The organism is Stenotrophomonas maltophilia (assembly GCF_013464485.1).
Lineage (GTDB): Bacteria > Pseudomonadota > Gammaproteobacteria > Xanthomonadales > Xanthomonadaceae > Stenotrophomonas > Stenotrophomonas maltophilia_AW.
Map to the genome: position 1 here is coordinate 1 of NZ_RAUX01000039.1, position 20,451 is coordinate 20,451.

General features: G+C 68.6%; 16 protein-coding genes. 4 read left to right on the top strand and 12 right to left on the bottom strand.

The window, feature by feature from the left end:
- Nucleotides 1–120: 120 nt before the first annotated feature.
- Nucleotides 121–666: a redoxin domain-containing protein gene (locus tag D7Y61_RS17360; protein ID WP_180868088.1), complete on the top strand. Its 546-nt coding sequence runs from the start codon at nucleotides 121–123 to the stop codon at nucleotides 664–666.
- An 86-nt stretch (nucleotides 667–752) separates the two neighbouring features.
- Here D7Y61_RS17360 and D7Y61_RS17365 read toward each other — a convergent pair whose 3' ends face one another.
- The 6 genes from D7Y61_RS17365 to D7Y61_RS17390 are packed head-to-tail and all read right to left on the bottom strand — an operon-like array spanning nucleotide 753 to nucleotide 4,861.
- Nucleotides 753–1,769: an MlaA family lipoprotein gene (locus D7Y61_RS17365; RefSeq protein ID WP_180868090.1), complete on the bottom strand. Its 1,017-nt coding sequence runs from the start codon at nucleotides 1,767–1,769 to the stop codon at nucleotides 753–755.
- A gap of 1 nt (nucleotide 1,770) precedes the next feature.
- A complete protein-coding gene (locus D7Y61_RS17370) occupies nucleotides 1,771–2,082 on the bottom strand; it encodes an STAS domain-containing protein (RefSeq protein WP_180868092.1) in 312 nt (103 codons plus the stop codon).
- Entirely contained in the window at nucleotides 2,072–2,743 is a 672-nt protein-coding gene (locus tag D7Y61_RS17375) for an MlaC/ttg2D family ABC transporter substrate-binding protein (protein WP_180868094.1), read from the bottom strand. The genes D7Y61_RS17370 and D7Y61_RS17375 overlap by 11 nt, the downstream gene beginning before the upstream one ends.
- Nucleotides 2,740–3,264, bottom strand: a complete 525-nt coding sequence (gene mlaD, locus D7Y61_RS17380) for an outer membrane lipid asymmetry maintenance protein MlaD (RefSeq protein WP_180868096.1) — start codon at nucleotides 3,262–3,264, stop codon at nucleotides 2,740–2,742. Before mlaD ends, D7Y61_RS17375 begins: the two co-directional genes overlap by 4 nt.
- A 59-nt stretch (nucleotides 3,265–3,323) precedes the next feature.
- Nucleotides 3,324–4,073, bottom strand: a complete 750-nt coding sequence (locus D7Y61_RS17385) for an MlaE family lipid ABC transporter permease subunit (RefSeq protein ID WP_005414955.1) — start codon at nucleotides 4,071–4,073, stop codon at nucleotides 3,324–3,326.
- A complete protein-coding gene (locus tag D7Y61_RS17390) occupies nucleotides 4,073–4,861 on the bottom strand; it encodes an ABC transporter ATP-binding protein (RefSeq protein ID WP_010487485.1) in 789 nt (262 codons plus the stop codon). Before D7Y61_RS17390 ends, D7Y61_RS17385 begins: the two co-directional genes overlap by 1 nt.
- Before the next feature lie 189 nt (nucleotides 4,862–5,050).
- Between D7Y61_RS17390 and recC the strand changes: the two genes are divergently transcribed.
- Genes recC through recD form a run of 3 tightly spaced genes read left to right on the top strand, consistent with a single transcriptional unit; the run spans nucleotide 5,051 to nucleotide 13,955 of the window.
- Nucleotides 5,051–8,398, top strand: a complete 3,348-nt coding sequence (recC, locus tag D7Y61_RS17395; protein WP_180868097.1) for an exodeoxyribonuclease V subunit gamma — start codon at nucleotides 5,051–5,053, stop codon at nucleotides 8,396–8,398.
- The gene (gene recB / locus D7Y61_RS17400; RefSeq protein WP_180868099.1) at nucleotides 8,395–12,075 is read left to right on the top strand and encodes an exodeoxyribonuclease V subunit beta; all 3,681 of its coding nucleotides are present in this window, start codon (nucleotides 8,395–8,397) and stop codon (nucleotides 12,073–12,075) included. The genes recC and recB overlap by 4 nt, the downstream gene beginning before the upstream one ends.
- On the top strand, nucleotides 12,072–13,955 hold the full coding sequence (recD, locus tag D7Y61_RS17405; protein ID WP_180868101.1) for an exodeoxyribonuclease V subunit alpha: 1,884 nt from the start codon (nucleotides 12,072–12,074) through the stop codon (nucleotides 13,953–13,955). Before recB ends, recD begins: the two co-directional genes overlap by 4 nt.
- A 320-nt stretch (nucleotides 13,956–14,275) precedes the next feature.
- On the opposite strand, the gene D7Y61_RS17410 is transcribed toward recD, so the two are convergent.
- The 6 genes from D7Y61_RS17410 to D7Y61_RS17435 all read right to left on the bottom strand — a co-directional run bounded on the left by D7Y61_RS17410 (nucleotide 14,276) and on the right by D7Y61_RS17435 (nucleotide 19,921).
- Nucleotides 14,276–14,674: a hypothetical protein gene (locus tag D7Y61_RS17410; RefSeq protein WP_180868102.1), complete on the bottom strand. Its 399-nt coding sequence runs from the start codon at nucleotides 14,672–14,674 to the stop codon at nucleotides 14,276–14,278.
- A gap of 50 nt (nucleotides 14,675–14,724) precedes the next feature.
- Nucleotides 14,725–16,764: an FUSC family protein gene (locus D7Y61_RS17415; RefSeq protein ID WP_180868104.1), complete on the bottom strand. Its 2,040-nt coding sequence runs from the start codon at nucleotides 16,762–16,764 to the stop codon at nucleotides 14,725–14,727.
- A 3-nt stretch (nucleotides 16,765–16,767) separates the two neighbouring features.
- Nucleotides 16,768–18,237: an efflux transporter outer membrane subunit gene (locus D7Y61_RS17420; RefSeq protein WP_180868106.1), complete on the bottom strand. Its 1,470-nt coding sequence runs from the start codon at nucleotides 18,235–18,237 to the stop codon at nucleotides 16,768–16,770.
- A complete protein-coding gene (locus D7Y61_RS17425) occupies nucleotides 18,234–19,151 on the bottom strand; it encodes an efflux RND transporter periplasmic adaptor subunit (protein ID WP_032973896.1) in 918 nt (305 codons plus the stop codon). Before D7Y61_RS17425 ends, D7Y61_RS17420 begins: the two co-directional genes overlap by 4 nt.
- On the bottom strand, nucleotides 19,148–19,357 hold the full coding sequence (locus D7Y61_RS17430; protein WP_010487502.1) for a DUF1656 domain-containing protein: 210 nt from the start codon (nucleotides 19,355–19,357) through the stop codon (nucleotides 19,148–19,150). The genes D7Y61_RS17425 and D7Y61_RS17430 overlap by 4 nt, the downstream gene beginning before the upstream one ends.
- 108 nt (nucleotides 19,358–19,465) lie before the next feature.
- Nucleotides 19,466–19,921, bottom strand: coding sequence for a MarR family winged helix-turn-helix transcriptional regulator (locus tag D7Y61_RS17435; RefSeq protein WP_012481667.1), 456 nt, complete (start codon nucleotides 19,919–19,921; stop codon nucleotides 19,466–19,468).
- Nucleotides 19,922–20,451: the final 530 nt, after the last annotated feature.

Below are 20,451 nucleotides of genomic sequence, written 5' to 3' on the forward strand. Positions count from 1 at the left end.
GGCCGGCAACCTCATGAACCCTTGCGAACGATCGCATGATTGCCGGCCAGCGGCCGGCACTACCGCCATCGCGCGGCGCTATGCTGGTGGGCCATTCCCCGCTGTTGCCGGAGCCCCCGCGTGAGCACCCCGATCCAGGACATTTCCCTCACCACCATCGACGGCCAGCCGTCCTCGCTTGCCGACTACAAGGGCAAGGTACTGCTGCTGGTCAACGTCGCCTCCAAGTGCGGCCTGACACCGCAGTACGAAGGCCTGCAGGCGCTGTATGCGGAAAAGCACGCGCAGGGTCTGGAAGTACTGGGCTTCCCCGCCAACAACTTCCTCGGCCAGGAGCCGGGCAGCGAGGCGGAGATCCAGCAGTTCTGCCAGCTCACCTACGACGTCAGCTTCCCGATGTTCTCCAAGATCAGCGTGGCCGGTGACGATACCCATCCGCTGTACCAGCAGCTGACCGCCGCCCAGCCGCAGTCGATCGGCGAAGGCCCGCTGCGTGAGCGCCTGGCCAGCAAGGAGATTCCGATCCATGCCGCGCCGGCAGTGCTGTGGAACTTCGAGAAGTTCCTGGTCGGCCGCGACGGCAAGGTCATCGCCCGCTTCGCCCCGGACGTGGCGGTCGGTGACGTGCGCCTGCGCGAGGCCATCGAGGCCGCGCTGGCGGCCTGAGGAAAGCGTGCCAACCACGGTTGGCACCTACCGGAAAAGAAAAACCCCGCCGAGGCGGGGTTTTTTTCATGCACGGGCTGCAGCGATCAGTTGCTCCAGTTCGGCATCGGCATGGCATCCACCGGGATTGGAGAATTGGCATCGTCGTGGCCACGGTCACGCTTGCTGCGCAGATCGTTCTCGATCTGGTAGTTGCGGCGCTGCATCCATGCGTCGCGTACCAGCGAGTACTCGTCCACGGCTGTGTCACGCAGGTTGTCGATTGCCAGCAGCTGCGCGCGGGTGTCGACCAGCTGCAGGCCCTGCAGGCCGATGCGGATCTTGTCCTCCTCGACGCGGCGGATCGGCGACAGCGGAATGTCGCCGGCCAGGCCGAACACATCGCGCACCGTACGCGGGCCGAAGAACGGCAGTTCCACGTAGCGCGAACGACGCCAGCCCCAGGCACCCAGGGTCTGCCCGAAGTCTTCATTGCGACGCGGCACCATCGCCTTGCTGGCCGGATCGAACAGGCCGCCGATGCCCAGCGTGGTGTTCATCAGGAAGCGGCCGAGGCTGTCCCAGGCATCACCACCACGACCCTGCAGCAGCTGGTTGGTGATGGTCACCGGCGCGCGCAGGTTGCTGAAGAAGTTGCTTACACCGGTGCGGGCGAAGCGGGGCACCACGTGGGTATAGGCCGTAGCCAGTGGACGGGCGATGCCGCGGTCGACCGCGTTGTTGAACTTGTGCACCTTGCGGTTGAACGGTTCCCACGGGTCGTAGGCCGCTGCGCTGCCGGTGTTGCCGGCGCCGCCGTAAAGGGCATCGAAATCGTCGTCACCACCGGGTGCGGTGGCTGCCGCTGTTGTCGCCGCGTCAGCTTCGGCGCTGGCCGCCGATGTGGCAGATGCAGGCGCCGGCGGTGCCGCGACCGGCGGATTGGCCACGGGCGCGACCGCTGGCGCGTCGGCCATACCGGTATCGGTGGCAGGGGGCTCGGCGGTCGAGCTGGCTGGGACCACGGTGCTGGCGGCCGGCGCATCGCTGCGCGCGGGCTTGCCGGCGCAGGCGGTCAGGGCGGTGGCCAGGACGATCAGGGGGAGAGTGCGTACGACGTTCATGTCAGCTCGCAGCAGAAGTGGCGTTGAAATCCAGGTCGTGCGACAGCCGGTAGGCCGCGCTCAATTCGTTGTAGCCGGCCGGCGCGCCGGAAACCGTCAGCGGGTGGCCCGCCTTGCGTGCACGTGCGGCCAGCTCGGCCAGCAGGGCCAGGCCTGCGCTGTCCACGCGCTCGACCTCGCCAAGCTCCAGCCGTGCCAGCTTTGCCGGCAGGGCCTGAAGCTGCGGCCACAGCGCGATCACCGCAGCACGGTCGAGCACCCCGCGCAGGCGCAGGGTGTCGCCTTCCAGCAGCGCCAGTGCGTTACTTGCCATTGCCCGCCGGCCCGGCCTGCATGCTGCCGCTGTGCAGTTCGCTGGCCACCTGCTTGATGCCCTTCTGGCGCAGCGGGGTGTCGAACTGGTTGCGGAAGGTCTGCACGTAGGAGATGCCTTCGATGTTGACGTCGAAGATCTTCCACTGGCCGTTGACGTTGCGCATCCAGTACTCGACCGGGGTCGGCTCGTTGCCGGCGCGCACCAGCTCGGTGCTCACGCGCACGCCGCGATTGCCCGGCAGCGGGCTCTCACCCTTCAGGCGGAAGCTCGGCTTGCCCTGGATGTTGAGCAGGGTCGAGCCATAGCGCTGCATCAGGCTGTCGGCCATCGCATCGGCGAACAGCTTGATGTCGGCGTCGGAGGCGCCGCGGGCGTGCGGGCCCAGCACCAGGCGTGCCGCGTAGTCGCGGTCGAAGGTGCGGGTCAACTCGCTGTCGATGTAGCTGCGCAGGCTGGCCGGGTTGCTGGTGAATTCGCTCTTGCGCTGCTGCAGCGTGGACAGGATGCGGCTGCTGGCATCGATCACCACCTTGCCGGCCTGGCTCTGCGTTGCGGCGGCGGCGGCGGGGGCGGGGGCGGGGGCCTGGGCCTGGGCCAGGAACGGGGTGGCTGCCAGCAGCGCCGAGGCGAGCAGGGCCGGGATCAGTTTCATCTTCATGGTTGCGGTTCCGTTGCAGGCGCCTGCGCGCCATCGTTGGGCTTCTGGCCTGCGCCGCCACCGGCGCCGCCACTGAACATGTACTTGCCGACCAGCTGGATCAGGTCCACCGCCGGCTGGGTGAAGACAATCTCGTCGCCGGCCTTCAGCACCTCCGGATCACCGCCCGGCTGCAGACCGATATAGCTCTCGCCGAGCAAACCACTGGTGAAGATACCGGCCGAGGTGTCCGCCGGCAGGTCCTTGACCTTGCTGTCCATGCGCAGGGTCACGATCGATTCGAACTTCACCGGGTCCAGGTCGATCGAGGCGACCTGGCCGACGGTGACGCCGCCGATCTTCACCGGTGCCTGCTTGCGCAGCTGGCCGACCTGGGAGAAGCGCGCCTTCAGGTCATAGCCTTCACTGCCCCAGCTCCAGCGCTGGTTGGTCGAGGCCACGGCCAACACCAGCAGCGAGGCCAGTGCCAGCAGCAGGAAGGCGCCGACGGAGAATTCGAGTCTGGGACCGCGGATGGCCATGTGGATTACCTGATCGAGTCGTTGTGGCCGCGCGCGCCTGCGCACCGCCGGTGGAGGGGTTAGGTGAACAACATTGCCGACAGAACGAAGTTGAACATCAGCACCAGCAGCGAAGCGTTGACCACCGCACGGGTGGTCGCCACCGAAGTGCCTTCAATGGTTGGCTCGGCGTGGAAACCAACGTAGGCGGCGACCAGCGCGGCAGTGCCGCCGAAGATCGCCGACTTCAGCATCGCCACGCCGAAGTCGTCCCAGAAGTCCACGCTGTTGCGCAGTGCCGACCAGAACACGCCGTTGTCCAGGCCCAGCACGTGCACGGCTTCGAAGTAGCTGGCGCTGATCGCCAGCGAGCAGAAGATGCCAGTCAGCAGCGGCACGGTCAGCACCGCCGCCCAGAAGCGCGGCGCCACCGCTTTGGCCACCGGGTCGATCGCCATCAGCTCCAGCGCCTTGATCTGGTCGGTGGCACGCATCAGGCCCAGTTCGGCGGCGATCGAGCTGCCGGCGCGGCCGATGAACAGCAGCGCGGTCAGCACCGGTGCCAGCTCGCGGTACAGCGACAGGCCGAGCAGGGTCGACAGCGCGTCGGCCGCACCAAAGGTGGTCAGCGTGCGGTAGCCCTGCAGGGTCAGCACCAGGCCGACGAAGGCACCGCCGACGGCGATGATCGGCAGCGAGCGCGCGCCGATCTTGTAGATCTCGCGGGTCAGCTCGGCCAGGAAATCACGGGTCGGCAGCGAACCGCGCAGCACGGTCAGCGAGAACAGGCCAGCGCGGCCCAGCGAGCGTGTGGCTTGGACGAACGGCATCAGGCGACCCTCGCGCGCGGCGCGGCATCGAACGGAATGGGGCCATCGGGCTGGCCGTGCAGGAACTGCCGCAGCAGCGGGTCCTGGCTGGACTGCAGCGCCTCGGGCGTGCCCTGGAACACGATGCCGCCATTGGCGATGGCGATCACCTGGTCGCAGATCGGCAGGGTTTCGTGCACATGGTGGCTGACGATGATGCTGGTCAGGCCCAGGCTGTGGTTGAGGCGCTGGATCAGGCTCATGATCACCCCGGAGGCGATCGGGTCCAGCCCGGTCAGCGGTTCGTCGTAGATCATCAGCGGCGGGTCCAGCGCCAGCGCACGGGCCAGCGCCACGCGGCGCGCCATGCCGCCGGACAGCTCGCGTGGCCAGGCGTCGGCAGCGGCCAGCAGGCCCACCGCATGCAGCTTCATCTGCACCAGACGGCGCAGCACTGCGGTCGGCAGGCGGGTGTGCGTGCGCAGCGGCAGGGCGACGTTCTCGGCTACGGTGAGGTCGGTCAGCAGGCCATTGCCCTGCAGCAGCACACCCACGCTCTTGCGCATTTCCAGCAACGCGCCGCTGTCATGTGGAATCGGCTTGCCGAACAGGGTGACTTCGCCGGCGACCGGGCGCAGCTCACCGGTCAGGGCCGCAAGCAGGGTCGATTTGCCGCTGCCGGATGGGCCGAGCACAGCGGTGATGCTGCCTTTGGGCACCTGCAGCGACACGTCGCGCAGGATCGTACGCCCGCTCCGGTCGATGCGGACGTTGGACAACTGCACCAGACTGGAGGTGGAAGCCGACATGGGCACCATTAACGTTTTTTAGACATCGAAGGATCGGGCCCGCCGGCTGAACATAAGCAGACTGGACGGTCCAGTATTGTTGCACGACAAGGCTTCGCGCAGGCGGGGACAATCGGCCAGGAGCCCGGAACAATCCGTACCGGAGGTGGGCCGACCATTGAATACGGCCTGCCGTCCTGCACACTGTGCATGATGAGTGACCCAGGCAGCGACTTCCGCCTCTACCATTCCAACTCCTTGGACGTGCTGGCCGCGCTGCTGGCGCGCAATGTGCGTGTGCCGGTGCCGGGCCAACCGTTGCTGGCGCCGGAAGTGGTGCTGATCCCGCAGGTTGCGATGCGCCGCTGGCTGCAAGCGACACTGGCCGCCGAGTTCGGTGTCGCTGCCAACCTCGAGTTCCTCACCCCGGGTGAGTTCGTGGCCCGTGCGCTGAAGGCCAACGTCAGCGGGGAGCAGGACGACCTGGATGCGGCCGGGCTGCACTGGAAGCTGTACCAGGCACTGCGCGACCCCGCGTTGCTGGCGCAGCCACCGATGCGCGCGCTGCAGTCCTATCTTGCCGGTGGTGACGCGTTGAAGCCGTGGGCGCTGGCCGGCGAGCTGGCCTCGGTGTTCGAGAAGTACCAGGCCTGGCGCCGTGACTGGCTGCTGCGTTGGGCGGCCGGTGCCGATCCGGCCGATCCGCAGGCCATTCTGTGGCGCACCATCACCCACGGCCATGACTACCGTGCGCGTCGCATCCAGGAATACCTGGACCGTTTCGAAGGCACCGCCCAGCCGCTGCCGCAGGGTCTGCCGCCGCGCATGTCCGCGTTCGCGACGCTCAACATCTCGCCCGACGTGCTGCGGGTGATGGCCACCCAGGCACGGGTGGGCGAACTGCACTTCTACATGCCCACCCCGGTGCAGTCGTACTGGGGGGACCTGCAGACGCTGGCCGAGCGCCTGCGCAGCGGCGCACCGGATCCGTTCGGTGAAGCCGCCGGTGAGAACCGCCTGCTGGAAGCCTGGGGGGCAGCAGGCCGTGACTTCATGGCGGTGCTGGGCAGTTACGAGGTGGTACACCCGGCCGGCGAGATCGCCGCGTACTCCGATCCGGAAGAGGACACACGCCCGACCCTGGACGAAGGTGGCCTGTCCGACAGCCTGCTGCACCGCCTGCAGCGCGACCTGTTCCACCGCCGCGCATTGCCCTCGGGCGAACTGCGCGATGGCCTGCGCAGCGACGACCCGAGCCTGCAGGTGCATGCCTGCCATACCCGTTTGCGCGAGCTGCAGGTACTGCACGACCAGCTGCGCAGCCTGCTGCAGGACCCGCGCTTCGACCCACCGCTGCAGGCACGCGAGATCGCAGTGCTGGCGCCGGACATTGATCCGTACGTGCCGTACCTCGAAGCCGTGTTTGGCGGCCGCGGCGGCGAGGACGAGCACATTCCCTATGCGTTGGCCGACAGCAGCCCATTGGCCGGCGAACCGCTGGCCGATGTGTTCGTGCACCTGCTGGGCCTGCCGGTATCGCGTTTCGGGCTGAACGAAGTGCTGGACCTGCTGGCCAGCGCACCGCTGGCCGAAGCGGCCGGGCTGGACGCGGTGGACTTCGACCGCCTGCATGGCTGGCTGCAGCAGGCCGGTGCGCGCTGGGGCCTGGACGCGAAGCATCGCAACCAGCACCAGGCGCCGGCCGACGATGCCTACACCTGGCAGTTCGCGCTGGATCGTCTGGTACTCGGCCATGCCACCGGCAGCGATGCCGATCTGGCAGGCGTGGCGCCGTGGATCGAACTGGAAGGCGGAGCCCTGGACGCGCTGGACCGGCTGCTGCGCCTGCTGCGCGTGCTGGCCATCTACCAGCGTCGCCTCGGCGAGCTGCTGACCCCGGCGCAGTGGCGGCAACGCCTGCTGTCGCTGCTGGATGCGCTGCTGCCGACCGCGCCCACTTCGCCCAACAGCCAGCGCGCGCTGGAGCGCCTGCGCAAGCTGCTCAACCAGTTCGCTGAAGACGCCGCCAAGGCCGGTTTCGTGGATGGCGTGCCGCCGGAGGTGGTGCGCGCGCACTTCACTGGCGCGCTGGGCGAGGCCGATACGCGTGCGCCGCTGTTGACCGGAGGCATCAGCTTCGGCCGCATGGTGCCGATGCGCCTGCTGCCGTTCCGGGTGATCTGCGTGCTGGGCCTCAATGATGGCGATTTCCCGCGTCGTGACCCGGCTGCCGGTCTCAACCAGCTAACCGCCGAGCTGGACACACCGCGTCGCCGCCCGGGTGACCGCTCTACCCGGGAAGACGACCGCTTCCTGTTCCTGCAGCTGTTCGCGGCCGCGCAGGAGGTGTTCTATCTCAGCTATCTCGGCGCCGACCCGCGCGACGGCAGCGTGCGCGAGCCGTCGGTGCTGGTCAGCGAATTGATCGACGCCGCTGCCGCCTATCACCTCGATCCACCGGCGGCCGTGCGCGACTTCACCGTGCGCCATGCCCTGCAGCCGTTCTCACCTGCGGCGTTTGGCGATGGTGATCCGCGTCGCTTCAGCTATCGCCGCCAGTGGCATCCGGCGGCGGGTCGCCTTACCGGCCAGCGCGGCGGCCTGCTGCCGTGGTTTGATGCCCCATTACCGCCGCCGCTCGACGATGCGGTGGAAGACGAGGTCGCGCTCGATACCCTGCGCCGTTTCCTGTGCGATCCGGCCGGGCAGTTCCTGGCGCAGTCGCTCGGTCTGCGCCTGACCGACGAGGTCGAGGAGGTGGATGACCTGGAACCGCTGGTGCTGTCCTCGCGCGGGCCGGAAAAGCGCAGCGTGCAGGCCGCGGTGGTACGTGCCACGCTCAGCGGCGATACCGAGCCGCTGTATCCGCGCCTGCGCGCACGCGGCCTGCTGCCGTCGGGTCCATTGGGCGAGCGCCAGTTCGAGGTGGAGCAGCTGAAGACGCGTCCGTATGCCAGTGCATTGCTGGGCTGGATGCAGGGCGAACCGCTGGAAAGCCGTCGTTACGAGGTGGACATCGACGGGGTGCGCCTGCACGGCCGCGTGGCCGATCGCCATCCCGAAGGCCTGGTGCGCCTGCGCGCCGGCACCCTCAATGGCAACGCGGTGATCCGCCAGGGCTTGGACTGGCTGCTGGCCAACGCCGCCGGTGATGCGCTGCCGCTGGTGCAGTTCCACGATGGCGGCGATGCCGGTCCCGGCCCGCACGTCGTACCGGCGCTGGGCGTTCCCGCTGCACGCGCGGCGCTGCGTGCGCTTCTGCAGCTGCGCCAGCGTGGCCTGCGCGAACCGCTGCGGTTTGCCCCGTATACCGGCTGGGTGCTGTACAACGCGCCGGCGGAAAAGCAACGCAGCGAAGGCTGGAAGCAATGGCATGGCAGCGATCGCAGCTGGGGTGAATCCAGCAGCGATGCCTGGCAGCTGCTGCTGCGCGGTGCCGACCCGTTCGCTAGCGATGCCAGCTATGCCGACCTGCTGCGCAACAGCCAGGTGGTCTTCAGCGCGGTGCGCGAAGGCCGAACGCTTGGCGCCGCAGCAAACCGGGAGGATGGCGCATGAACCGTGCCAGCGCGGACGAGCCGATCGTGCCCATGGTGGGTGACCCTTACCTGGCCTTGCCGCTGGACGGTATCCGCCTGATCGAAGCCAGCGCCGGCACCGGCAAGACCTTCACCCTGGCCACGCTGTTCACCCGCCTGGTGGTGGAGCAGGGCCTGCGCATCGGCCAGATCCTGGCGGTGACCTTCACCGACGCCGCCACCCAGGAACTGCGCAAGCGCATCCGCGAGCGCTTGGCGCTGGCCGCGCGCCTGGTCGACCTGGAACCGGCCGAGGGCGAAGCGCCGGACGTGCGCCTCACCCGCGAGGTGCTGCAGCGACATCTGCAGGAGGGCAGCGAAAGCGCCGCTGCACTGAAGCGCCGCCTGCAGGTCGCCGCCGACGAGATCGACCTGGCCTCCATCTTCACCATCCATGGTTTCTGCACCCGCGTGCTGCGCGAGCATGCGCTGGAGAGCGGCCACACCTTCGACCCGCCGGAACTGCTGGCCAGCGATCGTGAACTGCTGGAGGAGCTGGCGGCGGACCTGTGGCGGGTGCATGCCAACGACCCGGCCACGCTGGAACCGCTGACCTGGCTGTGGTCCACCCCGGACGCGCTGGCCGCCGATCTGCGCGTGCTGCTGGCCGCGCCGCCACTGCATCCGTTGCCGCAGCCGGTGACACTGGCCGATCCACACCCGGCATTGCAGAGCGCGGCGGAAGCACTGTCGGCAAGCGTGCGCGAGCATGGCGAGCAGTTCTTCATCGACCTCTGCGATGCGGTCGACAACAAGTGGCTCAACGGCGTGTCCTACAAGCTGGGCTGGCTGCACCCGCTGGGCCGGCAGCTGCTGGCCTGGGCCGAGCGCGCCGATCCACGCGAACTGCTGGCCAGCGAGCGCCTGCCGGCACTGCTGCCGGAGGTGTTGGCCGACAAGACCAACAAGAAATTCCCCGATCGCACGCCGTCGTCGCCGCTGCAGGCGCCGTTGGCGCGCTATGTCGCGTTGCTGGCCGAACGCGATGCCTGGCTGCGCGCCACCGCATTGAATTTCCTGCACGCGCTTCGCGACGAAGCCACGCAGCGCCTGCAGGCACTGAAGCGCACCCGCCGGGTGCAGACTTACGACGATCTGATCGATGGCGTGGCACTGGCCCTGGAAGGCCCGCAGCGGCTGGCACTGGTGAAGCAGCTGCGCGCGCAGTACCGCATCGCGTTGGTCGATGAGTTCCAGGACACCGACGACCGCCAGTGGGGCATCTTCCACACCGTGTTCGGTGATTCGCTGGAGGTGCGTGAACTCGGCCTGGCGCCGGCGCTGTTCCTGATCGGTGATCCCAAGCAAGCGATCTACGGCTTCCGCGGCGGCGACATCCACACCTACCTGAAGGCCAAGCAGATGGCGCAGCAGGCGCCGGTACTGGACCAGAACTTCCGCTCGCGCCCGGCCGTGCTGCGTGCGCTGCAGGCGCTGTATGACAACGGTGGCGAGGACGCCTTCCTCGAACGCGACATCCAGTTCGAGCCGGTGCGGCCCGGTGGCGTGCGCGTTGACAAGGATTATCTGCGCAATGGCCGCGTCGCCATCGCGCTGACCCTGCACGTGCTGCGCAGTGGCGGCGAAAAGGCAATGAGTGCCGACGCCTCGCGTGACGCGGCCACCCAGGCCTGCGTCGCCGCCATCCACCAGACCCTGGTCGATGCGCGGGCCGGCAACGCCGTGCTGCGCGGGCGACCGGTGCAGCCAGGTGACATCGCGGTGCTGGTACGTTCGCATCGCGAGGCCACCCTGGTGCAGCGCGCGCTGGCTGCGGTTGGCATTCCGGCAGTGGCAGCCGGCAAGCAGAGCCTGTTCGCCACCCCTGAAGCGCGTGATCTCCGTGCGCTGCTGCTCGCATTGCTGCAACCGGCCGACGAAGGCCGCCTGCGTGCGGCGCTGGCCACTGTGTTGCTCGGCCAGCGCGCAAGTGTGATTGCGGCGATGGAACGCGAGGGCGACCTGCAACGCGGGTTCCAGGCGCAGCTGCTGCATTGGCGCGAGCGCTGGCAGCGCGGCGGACCGTTCGCGGTGATCGCCGACGTCTGTGCTGCACAAGGCGAGCGCCTGCTGGCGCTGATCGATGGCGAGCGCCGCCTGACCAACTACCTGCAGCTGGGTGAACTTCTGCAGGAAGCCTCCGCACAGGCGCTGGGCATGCACGGCCTGCTGGACTGGCTGCAGGGGCAGATGGCCAGCGCCGACCAGGATGACGAGCAGCAGTTGCTGCGCCTGGAATCGGATGCGCGGCGTGTGCAGATCATCACCTTGCACAAGAGCAAGGGCCTGGAGTATCCGCTGGTGTTCCTGCCCTTCGTGGGCATCGATGGCGGTGCGCCGAACACCGCCTCGCACTGCACGGTGCATGTGGGCGGCCAGCGCCAGCTGCACTGGAAGCTGGACAAGGACGAGGCCTGGGAAGCGGCCACCGCGCAGCGCGAACGCGAGCAGCGTGCCGAAGATGCACGCCTGCTGTATGTCGGCCTGACCCGTGCCGAACATGCGCTGTGGATCGCCGTGGGCGACCTGGCCGGGCTCGGCAGGACGCGGCTGGCGCCCCTGCTGGGTGACCTGCAGGTGCTGCGCACACATGCCGATGTACATGTTGACGACAGCGAGGCGCCGGCCACGCTGCCGCAGCTGGCGGCCGAGGTGGAAGGTGAGCTTCCGGCGGTGCGTGCACTGACCCGGCGCGTGCCGCACGACTGGTGGGTGTACAGCTTCACCCAGCTGGCGCATGCGGACGCCGGCGCAAACAGTGATATCGAAGCGGCCGCCACCGAGCTGCCGGCACCGGCCGCCGATGAACCGGCTGGCCCGGAACTGCCACTGGAACCCGCCCTGCCGGAACCCACCGCGGCGGCCGAAGACAGCGCGCCGCTCGATCCGCGTTTCATGGGCAGTCGCTTCGGCAACGTGCTGCATGAGGCGATGGAAAACGTCGACTTCGCTGCATGGGCGGATTGGCAGCCGGGAATGGAAGCACCCGAGGGACAGGCCGGGGTGCTGCGCAAGGCGCTGCACGACGAAGGCTATGCCGACGTCGATCTGGACGATGGCGTGGACGTGCTGGTACCGCTGGTCGGCCACACGCTGACCGTACCGCTGCCCGAAGGCGGCGCGCTGCACAGCCTGGCCGAAGGCGAGCGCCGCGCGGAAATCGACTTCCATTTCGCCATCGAAGCGACCACCGTGCCGGCGCTGCTGCAGGTGCTGCACGCGCATGGCGTTTCCAGCAGTCGTCGAGGGTTCGGCCAGCGCCGCCGGTTGGAAGGCCTGATGACCGGCATGATCGACCTGACCTACGTGCGCGACGGGCGCTGGTACGTGCTCGACTACAAGTCCAACCGCCTGCCCGGCTACAGCCCGGACCTGCTGGCCATCGCCATGCGCCACAGCGAGTACGACCTGCAGGCACTGATCTACACCGTGGCCCTGCATCGCTGGCTGCGCTTCCGCCTCGGCGCCGCTTACGACTACGAGCGCGACATGGGCGGTATCCGTTATCTGTTCTGCCGCGGCCTGGATGGCACGGGCAATGGCGTGCATGTGGACCGCTTCCCGTTGGCGCTGGTGGATGCGCTGGATGAATTGTTTGCCGGTGGCGAGCAGGCCCAGGCCGAACTGGCTGCACGTGCCCGTGGAGCCAGCGCATGAGCCTGCTGAAGGAACTGCACCAGAAGGGCCTGCTGCGCACCCTCGACCATGCGTTGGCGACCAGCCTGCAGCGGCTGCGCGACGACACGCCCGACAGCGTGGCGCTGGCGGCGGCGCTGGCCTCGCTGGCGGTGTCGCAGGGCCACGCCGGTTTCGATCCGGCGCAGCCGCAGCGCCTGCTGGAAGGTGTGCCCGAGTGGCCCGCCGCGCAGGACTGGCTGGCACAGTTGCGTGCATCGCCGTGGGTGGCGACACCCGAGCAGTCCGACACCATCGCCGACGATGCGCCGCTGGTGCTGGAAAACGGCCTGCTGTACCTGCGCCGCTACCGCGAGTACGAGCGCCAGCTGGCTGCCGGTCTGCAGCGTATCGGTCGGCATCCGCTGCCGTCGTCGGACATGGCTGCACTGGCACCGCTCTTCGCGCAGCTTTTCCCGCAGGCATTGAACAGTGAAGACCACCAGGCACGCGCAGCCGGCGTGACCCTGCGCCATCCGCTGGCGCTGGTCACCGGCGGCCCCGGTACCGGCAAGACCACCACCATCGCGCGCCTGTTGCTGCTGTTGGCGGCACAGGCCCGGCATGCCGGCCAGCCGCTGCCCGAGGTGGCGCTGGCCGCGCCTACCGGGCGCGCCGCCGAGCGCATGGCCGAGAGCTTGCGGCTGGCCGTGCAGCGTCTGCAGGAAAACGGTGTGGACCCGGCGCTGTGCGCGGCACTGCCCAGTACCGGCACCACCCTGCATCGCCTCCTCGGCGTGATCCCGGATTCACCGCGCTTCCGTCACCACGCCGACAATCCGCTGCCGGTGGATGTGGTGGTGGTCGACGAAGCGTCGATGATCGATCTGCCGATGATGGCCAAGCTGGTCGATGCGATTGCCAGCGGCACCCGGCTGGTCCTGCTCGGCGATCCCGATCAGTTGCCGTCGGTCGAAGCCGGTGACGTGCTCAGCGCGATACTGCGCGCCAGCGGCGATGGCATTGGCACCCGCGCCGACGACGCGCAGGCACTGCATGGCCTGCTGGCGCCGGCCACGTTGCTACCCCAGGCCGCACCTTGCGCCTTCGCTGGCCGCCGGGTGCAGCTGCAGCGTGGTTACCGGCAAAGCGATGCGCTGGACCTGGCGCCGCTGGCGCATGCCGTGCGCGAGGGCGACAGCGGCACCGCACTGCAGCTGCTGCGCCGTGGGGCGCTGGCGGGCGTGCATTTCCACGAAGGCGAAGCCGATCCGTTGCGTGGCCAGCGCGAGCATCTGCTCGGCCACTGGCGTGCGCTGGCCGACGCGGCCGATCCGGCGCTTGCCCTGCAGCAGGCTGGCCGCCTGCGCGTGCTGACCGCATTGCGCGAAGGCCCGCAGGGCGCGCGCGGGCTCAACAGCCGCATCGAACAGCTGCTGGCTGGCAACACCCCGGGTTACTTCCAGGGCCGCCTGCTGCTTGTCACCGAGAACAGCTACCGGCACCGCCTCTTCAATGGCGATATCGGCATCTGCCTGCGCGACGACAGCGGCGCAATGGTGGCCTGGTTCCCGGGCGACACCGTCGAGCAGCCGCGCGCCTTCCACCCGGCCGCGTTGCCCGCGCATGAAAGCGCCTTCGCGATGACCGTGCACAAGGCGCAGGGCTCGGAGTTCGACGAAGTGTGGCTGCAACTGCCGCGCCAGGACAGCCGCGTGCTGTCGCGCGAACTGGTCTACACCGGCCTGACCCGCGCCCGCCAGGTGCTGCATCTGGCCGGCAGCGCCGAGGTGCTGCAGGCCGCATTGAAGCGCCACGCCAGCCGCCTCGGTGGTCTGGCGTGGCGGCTGGGTGCGGAAGACGTGATCGAAGCAGCATCGAAACCGATCGAAGAACCGACGGTGCAGGGCCAGTTGTTCTAACACTCCCTTCCAATCACAACGTGCACATTCATCCACGCATGGCGTGGATCTACGTGTCGACCAAGGTCGACACCCACCAACAGCAGGCCATGCCCCTCTGACAGATCGCGGAAAACTGTCGAAGGCGGGGTGGGTCCGGTTGAGGGGGTGTGAGCGGCATGGATGCCGCGACCAAGCCCCCATGGATGGGTTCACGGCGCCCCCCTCAACCGGACCCACCCCGCCATCCCACGGAATGCCAGCCTTTGACGTTGACGTTGACGTTGGCGTTGGCGCTGATGTTGATTCGGCAGGTGCAGGGCGCAGCCCTGCCGCCAGACCTACTCCGGCATCAACACCAGCCCATCCGGATACACGATCGCCGCTTCGTCAGCACTGACGTCGAAGAACCCCACCCCGTGCTTCTCGGCCAGGTCCTGCACGCGCCCGTGCGCGCGCTCAGCCACCGAATACGCGAATGCACCGTAGATCACCTGCTGGCCGATGCTGTACTCGGTCACCTCGGCACGGTCGTCATCGTCGTTGCTCCACGGCCCGTTCAAGGGCGGGAATTCTTGCGCCATCTCGGCGAACCACGCCTGCAGCGCCGGGCTGCTGACTGATGGGTCGTCGTACTCATGACGCTCGTTCCACTGCGTCTGCTTTTCGAACCAGGCGATGAAGGCCGCCGCCTCGCGTGGGGCCACGCTGGCCTCGAACACCATCATGTCGTAACTCATTGAACCGTCCTGTTTCAGTGCCGGAGTCTGTGGACACACAGGGTAGCGCGCTACGTCTGCGTCGCCGTATCCATTGCCAGCCCCGGCGCCAACGCCTTCGCCTCCGGGAACAACGCGAAGCGCAGGCCGATCAGGCCCATCAGCGCCTCGTCGCGGGCCTTGCAGGCGCCCACGCTGCCGACCCGGCCCAGCGAGGTGTCCAGCCGCTCGCGCAGCGCCTCGGCTGCCACCATCGGCTTGCGCGCGGCAATCTGCTGACGGTAGTGCGCGGCGATTTCTTCCAGGATGTGCTCGACCGCCTCGCGGCTGCGCTCGGGCAGCTCCAGCCGGGCACGGCGCAACTGCAGGATGTTCAGGCCGATGCGTGCCTCGTTGAGCATGTCCACCGAGGCGATGTCGCTGCCTTCCGGCGTCGCCGCCAGGCGCGGTGCGAGCAGGCCCAGCAGGTCGAGCATGCGCGCGGCGAAACGCTGGCGGTCCTGCTGGCCACGTCCTTCGGCGGCTTCGGCTAGTGTGGTCCAGCCCTGCCGCACCAACCGGCGCGCGGTCCACTCGGCACCCACCGAACGGAACAGGCGGGTCATCACCACCGCAAACCCAATGCCGATGAACATCGCGATCGACGAGTTGAGGAAGGTCTGGATGTTGGCGCTGTAGGTGTTCTGCAGGCTCAGCAGCGCGGCCAGGTTCACTGTCAGCGGCAGCGCGAACAACGCGCTCTTGGGGTGGTGCAGCATCAGACCCAGCGGCAGGAACGCCACCGCCAGCACCAGCGCCAGCAGGCCGAAGTCGTGCACGGCCGGGAATACACCGAACAGGTACACGCCGGCCACTACCGAGGCCACCATCGCCCACACCAGGAACGACACCATGCTCGGTGCCGGATCGTCCTGTGCGGCGAAGAACGCGGCGGTCACCGCGGCCATCATCGCGCCGTTGCCGCCGCCTTCCCATCCCAGCGCGATCCACAGCACGCAGTAGCTCATCAGCGCCACGCCGGCACTGAGCGCGGAGAACAGCGCCATGCCGTAGTCGACGTGCTTGTCGGCGGCCACGCGCTCGGTGCGGATGCGGTAATGCGCACGGTCCAGCGGCGCAGTGCCGTGGTCGATCGCGTGCTGGAGGGTGCGGCAGTCCTGCCACAGGTCCACCAGTTCCTCCAGGCGCAGCAGCAGGCTGGCCAGCTGCAGGTGCTGCAGGTCGCGGTCCACCTGCGGTTTCAGCGCACTGATGCGCGCACGCAGGCGGGCGTACTCGCTGGCGCTGGTCGGTCCGTCGAGCCAGTCGTGGATGTCATCGACCAGCGCCGGCAGGCCTTCCGGCAACGCCTGGCCATCGCTGCGCAGCGCGCTCAGGCGGTCGGCGATCGAGGACAGCACCGGCAACAGCAGCAGCATGCGCTCGCGCAGGCGCTCCATCGACACCGCCGACCCGGCATGGCGGGGATCATCGCGGCGCAGGAATTCGATCAGCGCCTCGAACTGCACCAGGTCGGCGGCCAGTCGGTTGCGCGGCGCATGCGCACGGCCGCGTTCCAGAATCTGCCGGCACCACTGCGCGGCGTCTTCCATCCAGTTGCCGATGCGTGCGCGCAGCATCGGTTGCACCGAGGCGGGGAACAGCAGCGAGGCGAACAGCACCGCCACCACCGTGCCGAGGATGATCTCCTCGCTGCGCGCCACCACCGTGTCGAAGATGGTTTCCGGTGACGTCACTGCGGGGAAGCCGATGAAGGCGGTGGTGTAGCCGGCCAGCAGGAACGCGTAGCCGCGCGGGCCGCGGTTGAGCAGCGCCATGAACAGGCAGCCGGCCAGCCAGATCGACATCGCTGCGCTCAGCACCAGCGGCGTTTCCACCAGCGCTGGCAGCACCAGCAGGGTGGCCAGCCCGGCCACCAGCGTGCCGACAATGCGGTATACGCCCTTGGCACGGGTCGGGCCCAGCAGCGGCTGGCTGACGATGTACACCGTGCCCATCGCCCAGTACGGGCGCGACAGGTTGCCGGCCATGGCGATGTACAGCGCGGCCACAGCAGCCAGGTAGGTCTTGATGGAGAACAGCCAGGCCTGGCGGTCGGTCAGCGCGTTCATGGCTTACTTTGCCGAGGCCTGTGCAGTGGACGGTACATCAGGGGCGACCGTTGCCTGCCAGCCACCACCCAGCACCAGGAACAGATGGATCTGGTCGCGCGAGACCTGCGCTTCGGCAGCGGCCAGGGTGGCATCGCTGGTGGCCAGGCTGCGGTCGGCATCCAGGCTGGACAGGTACGGCGTGCGGCCGCCCTGGTACAGCCGGCGGTTCTGCTCGGCGGCCAGTGCGGCCTGCTCCTGCGCGATGCGCAGCGACTGCAGCCGGCGCAGGTCCTGCGCATAACGATCCAGCGCGGTCTGGCTCTCGCGCAGTGCCTGCAGCACCGTGTGGTCGAACTCGGCCAGCGCTGCGTCGGCACCGGCTTCGGCAGCGTGGATGCGCGCATGCGTGCCCGACGACGGCAGCGTCCACGAGATCAGTGGGCCGATCGACCATTGCTGGGTCATCGGCGTGCCGAAGTCTTCCAGCAGGCCGGCCACACCCACCGAGGCACCCAGGCGGATGTCCGGGTACAGCTCGGCAGTGGCGACGCCAATCCGTGCCGTGGCCGAAGCCAGCTTGCGCTCGGCCTGGCGCACGTCCGGGCGGCGCTGCAGCAGCGCGCGGCCATCACCGACCGGCAGCGGCTGCGCCAGGCCGGGGGCGTGTGCACAGTCGATCACGCCGGCTGGCAACTGGCCCGGTGTCTGCCCGAGCAGGGCGGCGAGCGAATACGCCGCTGCAGAACGCTGCGCATGCAGCGGCGGGAGTGCAGCTTCCAGCAGCGCCACCTGGGCATTGGCGCGGGCCAGTTCCGGCGGCGTGCCACGGCCGGCCGCGATCAGGCGCTCAGTGACCGTGCGGCTGCGCTGCTGCAGCTGCAGCGAATGCTCGGCCACGTGCAGTTCGTGGTTGGCGTGGCAGATTTCCAGGTAGCTGTCGGCGACCTGCGCGACCACGCTGACCTGGGCCAGGTCGCGCGCCGCAGCGACCGACTGCTCGTCGGCACGCGCCGCTTCGGCGCCGCGCTTGAGCTTGCCGAACAGGTCGAACTGGTAGCTGACCGCGAACTTGCCATCGGCCAGGTTGATCACCGGCAGCTCGTGTTCCTGCAGGAACGATTCGGCCGACAGCTGCGCGCGGCTGACGCCGGCCTCGGCCTCGTACTCGAAGCCACCGGCGTCCAGCGCCTGTTCGTACACCGCCGCCGCACGACGCAGGTGCGCATCGGCGGCTTTCAGTTCAACGTTGTCGCGCAGCGCCTGGGTGATCAGGCCATCCAGCATCGGGTCGTTGTACAGCGACCACCAGCGGTCGGGCAGCGCCTGGTTGGCGGCGATCTGCGGGTTCTGGGTATCGATGAAGGCGGCATTGGCCTGCGGGCGCTTGAACGCCGAGCCTTCCGGCAATGCATAGTCCGGACCGACGGTCCTGCACGCGGCCAGGCTGGCCAGCGCGACGATCAGGCCGAGACGGGGCAGGGCGGCGTTCACAGGCCCGCCTGTGTCGGCGCGGTGCCGGCCTTGTCGTTGTGCGGATGGCGGCCGGTGTCCACGGTCACCGTGGCGGTGCGGCCGGCGATCAGTTCCACGCCCTTGGGCACCTCGTCGATGGCGATGCGCACCGGGATGCGCTGGGCCAGGCGCACCCAGTCGAAGGCCGGGGTCACGTTCGGCAGCAGGGTGCTGCCATTGCTGCGGTAACGGTCCTCGATGCCGGCGGCGATGCTTTCGACATGGCCACGCAGCGGGGTCGATTCGCCCATCAGGCGGATGTCCACGGCTTGTCCCGGGGCCACGCCACGCAGGCGGGTTTCCTCGAAGTAACCATCGATGCGGAACGAGCCGGTATCCAGCAGCGCCAGCACCGGCTTGCCGGCCACCACGTAGTCGCCCACGCGCATGGTGCGGTCGTTGACCCGGCCATCGGCCGGTGCGCGCACCTCGGTGCGCCCCAGGTTGAGCTCGGCCAGGTCGACCGCCGCCTGTGCGGTGGCCAGCGCGGCCTGTGCGGCCTGCAGCTTGGCGCGGCGCACTTCGGCGTCCTCGGCGGCGACCAGGTCCTGCAGGCTGCGGTCACGGCCGATCTCGCGGCGCAGCTGTGCCACCGAGGCCTGGCGCTCGCCCAGGCTGGCCTTGGCCTGCTCCAGCGCGATGCGGTAACGGGCACGGTCGACCACGAACAGCAGGTCGCCCTTCTTCACCGCCTGGTTGTCGGCCACCTGCACCGTTTCCACCAGTCCGGATACGTCCGGCGCCACCTGCACCACGTCGGCGCCGACATGGGCATCGCGGGTCCACGGCTCATCCATGTAATAGACCCACAGCTGGCGCAGCACCAGCAGGGCGACGATCACGGCTGCGCTGGTGAGCAGCACCGGCAGGGTCTTCTTCACGATCTTGTTCACGATTGCATCCAACGCAGGAGGTGGAACAGCAGGCCCAGCACGATTCCGTACAGCGCCAGGTTGAACAGCGCCGGGTGCCATACATGGCGATAGGCGCCGGCACGCTGCAGCAGCGCGTGCAGGCCGCTGTTGACCAGATAGGCCAACAACATCAACCCGAGCAGGGTCGGGACGAACACTCCGTGGAGACTGAATTCACCGGGCATCGGTAGGGGCGGGGGCGAGGTGGGGGAAGGGAGGAACAACGAAACAACAGCAACGGGCAAAAGCCGCTGGCGTGTGCACGGCAGCGGCGGTATTCGGGGGCAGCGGTCTTACGTGATGCGGTCGGCGGCCTCGGCCAGCAGGCGCCATGCCTTCAGCACGGCGTGCAGTTCATCCATGGAAAGTTCGCCGAACACGTCCTGGCGCAGGCCGATCAACTGGTCTTCCAGCTCGCTGACCAGCGCGTGTCCCGCGTCGGTCAGCCACAGCAGGTTGGCGCGGCGGTCGCTGGCATCGCTCTCGCGGCGGACCAGGTCGCTGGCGCACAGCTTGTCCAGCAGGCGGACCAGGGAGGGACCTTCCATGCCCAGCTGCTGGGCCAGCGCCACCTGGCGGATGCCACCGCCGGAGCGGCCGATCATCAGCAGCGGCATGGTGCAGGCGGTGGAGATGCCGTAGCTGCCGAGCCGGCTGTCGGCCAGACGCTGCCACTGCCGCCCTGCGTACAGCAGGCCGGAGCTGAGCTGCATCTGCAGCACGGTGCGCTCGTCGAGGGGTCGGTCCATAAGAGATAGATAGGATACTACTAATTTCATTCCTATCAATGGGTTTTTATGAATGGGCGGGTGTGTTGAGGAAAGCGTTGCGCCACTTTGCTACGGGTAGGGCAGCGGGGGCCGGGCGGGGCAGGACACGCCGTGAACCCATCCTTGGGGGCTCGGCCGCGGCTTGCTCGTGTGCGCGTCCTGCGCACACGGCAAGACCGGCGTTGGGCGTCCTGCCCAACCCGCCCGAGGCATGCCTCGGGCCCATGCCGCGGACGGTCCTGCCCCGCCCGGTCCCCGCTGCCCGCCCATCACCCCGCGGGCGCGGTGGGTTGGCTCTTTAAAAGCAAGGGCAGAAGCAGTGCGGACCAAGGTCCGCACCCACCAAAGCAGAAGACACAGCAGTCGCGCAGTCGCGCGTGGTGCTTCCGAAGCCATGAACCTCAGCTCTTGACCCCGCTTTCGGGCGGTCCGGCCGCGCCCGCAGGAAACCGTCAAGGAGGGGGAGAGGGGGGGGGGGGGGGGGGGGGGGGGGGGGGGGGGGGGGGGGG

What these genes read in the sequence shown, in the direction of transcription:
- D7Y61_RS17410 (WP_180868102.1), bottom strand. Translation starts at nt 14,674, where the DNA reads ATGAGTTACGACATGATGGTGTTCGAGGCCAGCGTGGCCCCACGCGAG.
- D7Y61_RS17375 (WP_180868094.1), bottom strand. Translation starts at nt 2,743, where the DNA reads ATGAAGATGAAACTGATCCCGGCCCTGCTCGCCTCGGCGCTGCTGGCA.
- D7Y61_RS17390 (WP_010487485.1), bottom strand. Translation starts at nt 4,861, where the DNA reads ATGTCGGCTTCCACCTCCAGTCTGGTGCAGTTGTCCAACGTCCGCATC.
- D7Y61_RS17385 (WP_005414955.1), bottom strand. Translation starts at nt 4,073, where the DNA reads ATGCCGTTCGTCCAAGCCACACGCTCGCTGGGCCGCGCTGGCCTGTTC.
- D7Y61_RS17435 (WP_012481667.1), bottom strand. Translation starts at nt 19,921, where the DNA reads ATGGACCGACCCCTCGACGAGCGCACCGTGCTGCAGATGCAGCTCAGC.
- D7Y61_RS17370 (WP_180868092.1), bottom strand. Translation starts at nt 2,082, where the DNA reads ATGGCAAGTAACGCACTGGCGCTGCTGGAAGGCGACACCCTGCGCCTG.
- recD (WP_180868101.1), top strand. Translation starts at nt 12,072, where the DNA reads ATGAGCCTGCTGAAGGAACTGCACCAGAAGGGCCTGCTGCGCACCCTC.
- recC (WP_180868097.1), top strand. Translation starts at nt 5,051, where the DNA reads ATGATGAGTGACCCAGGCAGCGACTTCCGCCTCTACCATTCCAACTCC.
- D7Y61_RS17415 (WP_180868104.1), bottom strand. Translation starts at nt 16,764, where the DNA reads ATGAACGCGCTGACCGACCGCCAGGCCTGGCTGTTCTCCATCAAGACC.
- recB (WP_180868099.1), top strand. Translation starts at nt 8,395, where the DNA reads ATGAACCGTGCCAGCGCGGACGAGCCGATCGTGCCCATGGTGGGTGAC.
- D7Y61_RS17365 (WP_180868090.1), bottom strand. Translation starts at nt 1,769, where the DNA reads ATGAACGTCGTACGCACTCTCCCCCTGATCGTCCTGGCCACCGCCCTG.
- mlaD (WP_180868096.1), bottom strand. Translation starts at nt 3,264, where the DNA reads ATGGCCATCCGCGGTCCCAGACTCGAATTCTCCGTCGGCGCCTTCCTG.
- D7Y61_RS17430 (WP_010487502.1), bottom strand. Translation starts at nt 19,357, where the DNA reads ATGCCCGGTGAATTCAGTCTCCACGGAGTGTTCGTCCCGACCCTGCTC.